This window comes from Weissella confusa, assembly GCF_004766315.1.
In the GTDB taxonomy this organism is placed as follows: domain Bacteria; phylum Bacillota; class Bacilli; order Lactobacillales; family Lactobacillaceae; genus Weissella; species Weissella confusa_A.
On the sequence record NZ_PVSN01000071.1, the window covers coordinates 1 to 5,656 of the forward strand.

Annotated in this window: 5 protein-coding genes; 1 reads left to right on the forward strand and 4 read right to left on the reverse strand. The window is 43.1% G+C overall.

Features of this window, described 5'->3' with window-relative positions:
* Positions 1–182: 182 nt before the first annotated feature.
* The 4 genes from C6P11_RS09580 to C6P11_RS09595 form a co-directional block, all read right to left on the reverse strand.
* Positions 183–1,793: a CTP synthase gene (locus C6P11_RS09580; protein WP_056972387.1), complete on the reverse strand. Its 1,611-nt coding sequence runs from the start codon at positions 1,791–1,793 to the stop codon at positions 183–185.
* Positions 1,794–1,970: 177 nt separating this feature from the next.
* The gene (gene pnuC / locus C6P11_RS09585; protein ID WP_135520670.1) at positions 1,971–2,765 is read right to left on the reverse strand and encodes a nicotinamide riboside transporter PnuC; all 795 of its coding nucleotides are present in this window, start codon (positions 2,763–2,765) and stop codon (positions 1,971–1,973) included.
* A 129-nt stretch (positions 2,766–2,894) separates the two neighbouring features.
* Positions 2,895–4,385, reverse strand: a complete 1,491-nt coding sequence (locus C6P11_RS09590; RefSeq protein WP_135520664.1) for a helix-turn-helix domain-containing protein — start codon at positions 4,383–4,385, stop codon at positions 2,895–2,897.
* Positions 4,366–5,274: a hypothetical protein gene (locus tag C6P11_RS09595; protein ID WP_135520666.1), complete on the reverse strand. Its 909-nt coding sequence runs from the start codon at positions 5,272–5,274 to the stop codon at positions 4,366–4,368. The genes C6P11_RS09590 and C6P11_RS09595 overlap by 20 nt, the downstream gene beginning before the upstream one ends.
* Before the next feature lie 239 nt (positions 5,275–5,513).
* On the opposite strand from C6P11_RS09595, the gene C6P11_RS11505 reads away from it, so the two are divergent.
* Positions 5,514–5,656, forward strand: a 143-nt coding sequence (locus C6P11_RS11505; RefSeq protein ID WP_135520668.1) for a helix-turn-helix domain-containing protein, incomplete at its 3' end; no start/stop codon positions are given.

Consider the following 5,656-nt stretch of genomic DNA (forward strand, 5'->3'; position numbering starts at 1 on the left):
TTATTCAGACGAATACATTGAACAAATGGTTGAGCAAATTAATAGCCGACCTCGAAAGCTTTTCGGCTGGAGATCGGCTAAAGAATATTATTTATCTCAAGTGTTCCGGTTGAATTGACAATTCACCAAAAGAAAAAGGCTAACCTTGCACATGCAAGATTAGCCTTTTTACAGCTCTATAATTAAGCTTCCTTCTTATCCAACGCAGCCTTCACAAAGGCACCGTACAAAGGTTCTGGACGGTATGGACGTGACAAGAATTCTGGGTGGTATTGGGCAGCCACGAAGAAGTCATTCTCTGGCAACTCAATAATTTCCATCAAACGATCGTCAGGTGAAGTACCTGAGAAGACCATACCGGCATCCTCAAATTCCTTACGGTAGTCGATGTTAAATTCGTAACGGTGACGGTGACGCTCTTGGATCTCATCTTGACCCTCGTAAATGTCCTTCGTCAACGTACCATCCTTCAAGTCAGCTGGGTACAAACCAAGACGCAATGTACCACCACGATCCGTAACTTCCTTTTGGTCGTTCATCAACGCGATAACTGGTGCTGACGTCTCTGGGTTCAACTCGATTGAGTTAGCATCGTCGTATCCAAGGACGTGACGGGCAAACTCAACTGAAGCCAATTGCATTCCCAAGCATACGCCCAAGAATGGCACATTGTTCTCACGGGCGAATTGGATAGCTGAAATCTTACCTTCAGTTCCACGCGCTCCGAATCCACCAGGCACGATAACACCATCGGCATCGGCCAACAATTCAGAAACGTTTTCGTCGTTAACCTTTTCTGAGTTGATTGCATTGATTTCAACATCAGCATCAACTGCGTAACCACCGGCACGCAATGCTTCGTTAACTGAAATGTATGCGTCTTGCAAATCAGCATACTTACCAACCAACGTAATCTTCAACTTCTTCTTCAAGTTGCGGATCTTTTCGATCATAGCTGTCCATTCAGTCATGTCAGCTGGTTCAGCCGTCAATCCCAAACGCTTCAAGATAACATCGTCCATACCTTGCTTTTGCATGTTCAATGCAATTTCGTACAAGATATCAACGTCCAATGACTCGATAACGGCTTCAGGCGCAACGTCCGTAAACAAAGCCAACTTCTCGCGCATCTCTGGCGTGATTGGTTGCTCAGTACGAACAACCAACATGTCAGGTTGGATACCCAATGAACGCAACTCAGCAACTGAGTGTTGCGTTGGCTTCGTCTTCATCTCTCCTGCGGCACGCAAGTATGGAATCAATGACGTGTGGATGTAGGCAACGTTTTCGGCACCTACTTCACGCTTCATTTGACGCAAAGCTTCAATGAATGGCAATGATTCGATATCACCAACCGTACCACCAACTTCAGTAATCACGATGTCAGCGTCCGTTGTTTCAGCGGCGCGCATCATCTTTTCCTTCAAAGCGTTCGTGATGTGTGGGATAACTTGAACAGTTGCACCATCATAGTCACCACGACGTTCCTTAGCCAAAACTTCAGAGTACACACGTCCTGACGTAACGTTTGAGTACTTGTTCAAGTTAATGTCGATGAAACGCTCATAGTGTCCCAAGTCCAAATCAGTTTCCAAACCGTCATCAGTAACGAAAGTCTCACCGTGTTGGTATGGTGACATCGTTCCTGGGTCGACGTTAATGTATGGATCAAACTTTTGTACGGCAATCTTGAAGCCGCGGTTCTTCAACAAGCGACCCAATGATGCTGCGACGATACCCTTACCCAATGATGAAACAACACCACCAGTAACAAAGACGTACTTAGCTGTCATAAAAAACAATCCTCCGAGTTCTGTTTGCAGGAGCAATAAAAAAATAAAAAAGCTCCCAATGCTATTATAGCCTTGGGAGCGTTAATCAACTTTGATTACGTCTTGTAACCTAATACAAGAGCCCGGAACTTAATAATACACCAATTCCAGAAAATGTCAACTTTTAATTGTTATTTGTTAGTCGTGGTCGGCAATTCGCATGCTCTTCTTAAACCAAGGAGAAGCAAAGAAAGCAATCAAGTCATTTCCCATGTACAACATGTACGTGAAGAACAAGACCAATGAGGCATCCCCTTGTGCGGCCGTAACACCCCACAAAACAACTTGGGCAATACCTTGCAAGAACCACATGTAGTAGGCTTCTGAGAAGCGCAACGTCGTCAAAACGGCACCCGTGATACCAATGGCCGCTGCCCCAGCGTCGATCATTGGACGTGGTGAGTGCGTTACGTAGACGTCAAAGAAGTAAAGCGCAATGTAAGAAACAATAAATACCAATACAAAGAACGTACGCGTCTTTGCAAAAGTCATCTTCTCACCGCGTTCCTTCACTTCGCTCAACTTACGTACTCGCGTTGCAACGTTCTCTGACCATGATGGCATCAAAATAACTGGCAAATCAAGCAAAATAATATAAACGAATTGCAAAACTGCATCGGCAGGATTACCAGCATCCAAGGCCAACCCGATGTAAACAAGGGCTGAAATCAATCCCAAAATACCATTAATTGGTCGGGCATTGGTAATTGCTAGCGTTGTTGTAAATCCCAACAATGCAGCAGCCAATGTCCAAATAGCCATCCTCGTAATCGGATTAGCAATCGTTTGACTGATCAAAAAACCAAAGCCGAACATCAACAACAAGTAAGATGGTAATGCCCAGCCACGCATTTGTTCAACGTACCAAGATGGCTTAAAAATCTTTGCAACGTGCGCCCAAGAAAATGATGGCGTCTTTTGTGGTTCATTCATCATGAAAACCTCTTTCTTCAGTTTACTTTGTTACGCGAGGACTCTCTCGCGGTTACTAATAAAAAGCAACTGTACCAGTGTACGCTAGTTTAAGAGGGTTTGCAAAAACGTTTCACCTATTTGGGATAATTAATAAATTTGCGTTTCAAAAATCGCCATCATCTTCTTTGTTGCTGTGTGCAAAAAGATATCGTATTCAGCAAATGATGGTGAAGATGGCCAGACGAACAGCGTTGTTTCATCAGACATCGTCAATCGATCCGCAATGACAATGTCAGGCGCTTCTTCTCCATCCGTCACAAACGCGACATTCAGCATTTCCGTCGTCGTAATCATACGTTGGATATGCTGTGCCAACAAATTATCTTGATAATCTAAGCGCACGCGAATCATTGGCAACATCTTGTCGCGAGGCATCGCCTGCAAAAAGGCGTTATAAAAATCAATTTCCATTCGACGCAAAATCGTGTCTGTCCGCTCATCAAATGACAAACCGACATGACGGAGTACTTTTTGCGTAAACAGCTTATACGTTGGGTAAAGCGTGTGCCCGGTTGCCATCCCATCTTCGGCCTGATAATTAATACGACGCAAAAACATCAGTACCACTACCGGCTGAATCAGTAGCAATGGCCAGCTGCTTTTTTGACTCTCCGGCAGCGCCTCACCAAAAAATTCACGGTAGGTTGTTGTGACGTTTTGAAAGACCGTATCATACATATCTCGCAACGCTGGGGTCGCATGATCCATCATATTGCCATGCAAAATCGCATCCGTCATCAAAACACCCATCGCAAAATTTGCCTCTGCATCTAAGCATTCTGGCATCAACCGACGATAGCGCAACACAATTGCTCGTAACGTTCGGTACGGCATCTTCAACTCATCATCATTTTCGATCGTCGATTCAAATATGTTACTAATCGCCTCGTTTCGATCAATCGTTGGACTAGATTGTAGTCGTGTAATCCAAACACCCAGGAAAACGAACAATCGAATTCGTTGGACGTTATTCAAACTCACCACGTGGTTTCCTTCAAAAAACGCCACCGTTTGACGAGTCAAAGATAATATTTGTTCAGGAAAATAGCGTTCCAAATCATCTTCAGATTCAACAATATCCGCCAATACACGATACATCATGATGCGGATTGTTGACTCACTACCAACTAATTGCATATTGTTGCTCAATGACACCCCACTACCAGCTAATCGTTCATTCAACAGCGTTAGATCAGCTACCAGATGATTCCCCGCAATGTTAAGCTGATCCGCAAATGTGGCTGATGAAATTGCATTACCCGACATGCCGTGAACCAACATCGCTAAAGCATGCGACTCAATTGTATAAAAATATTCCAGTCGCATGATATTAACTTGATACCCAGGCGTCCACGAAATCATGCCACCCTTTTCTTCAAACTTCAACGCCGCCGTATTCACGATGCCGAATCTCGTTTCATCCATAACAATTTCATTTAGCAAAGTCTTCGCCATATACTTAGATACGTTAAAGTGACGTTCGACTTCAAGCAACGGCACACTCGTCTTATTTTGTTGATATAAAAAGCGTACAACCTGCAACTTCTGGTGTTCGCGCTTACCCAATAGCCATTCCATGATTGCCCTCCAATTCGACCCATAAAAACTGTAACGTAAACGATTCAAATGACTCGCCCATCACACGTTCAAAGTAAGGCCAGTTCTCTTCGGGTTGGAAGATTCGAATCATCTCACGTACCGTATCATATTTTTGATTTGCTAATGACTGCTTTCCAGCAATAACAAGTCGAATAACATTAATGACTTCGCGTAAAACTGACGTCGTCCAATCATCGACTTTGAGCTTCATGCTATAAAAAATTTCAACCAATTCATCCATAAACGCACGTTGCCCATGTTCAGCATGCATAACAATCAATTCAAAGAGCAACATACTAATAACTTGGACTGCCTCATGGCGAATGGCGCCACCATGTTCTTCACTTATCTGAATTTGCAAGCGAATCCCTCGTAGCAATTTCTTGTACTGTTCACGTAAATCGTCGTATGTAAAATAATTCAAATACAGTAACACGACCTTTATCTCAGCCAATGTGTAATTCTCGCTTCGACGCAGCAAGTCCAGCAATACCGGCTTCAACCGTACAATCATTTCCTCAGGTAGCGTCGCAACGCCCCAATCGTCACCATTTTTCGCTAATTCAATAATGCCTGTCACTGACCGTGTTTGACGATAACTGTCAATCGCTGCCATCATTTGATCAAATGTCTGCTCCTGCGCCATTTCCTCACGTGGCATATACATGCCGATTTCGGCTAATCCCACGTTCAGCGTTTTTAAAATAGCGTGAAGTTTATGCACCGTAATATCACCTTGTCCATTGATAAACGTGTAATAACGACCGCTTGAAATAGCTGTATGTTGTAAAATGTCTCGCACAGAAATATGTTTTAAATCTATAACCTTACGTACCGCGTTTAAAATTGGCATATCAATCCCAGCCATACCAAATTTCCTCTCTTATATCCCAGAAAAAATCTCATTTACATTCGGGAAGTTTATCACACCTTTTTTCTCTCTATATGATTATTTTATATAAGGTGTAAAAAACTATCAGTAGGCTGGTTTTTTTATTTTCTTGAATTTACAATTCAAGTGCAACACTAAGCTAAATAAAAGCTGACTCATAATGAACCAGCGTAAAATGTAGTTTGTCTAGAACATACAGAACGTGAGGAAACATTATGAGTCATTATCATCAGCTTACCGCATTTGATCGCGGACGTATAGAAGTTTTACTCAGAGAAGGGTTGTCAATGCGTATCATTGCAAAAGAAATTGGTAGAAGCGCTTCGACAATCTCTCATGAGATTGCCCGCTGTGTTGG

Coding starts and splice junctions, on each gene's coding strand:
- C6P11_RS09580 (WP_056972387.1), bottom strand. CDS start 1,793: ATGACAGCTAAGTACGTCTTTGTTACTGGTGGTGTTGTTTCATCATTG.
- pnuC (WP_135520670.1), bottom strand. CDS start 2,765: ATGAATGAACCACAAAAGACGCCATCATTTTCTTGGGCGCACGTTGCA.
- C6P11_RS09590 (WP_135520664.1), bottom strand. CDS start 4,385: ATGGAATGGCTATTGGGTAAGCGCGAACACCAGAAGTTGCAGGTTGTA.
- C6P11_RS09595 (WP_135520666.1), bottom strand. CDS start 5,274: ATGGCTGGGATTGATATGCCAATTTTAAACGCGGTACGTAAGGTTATA.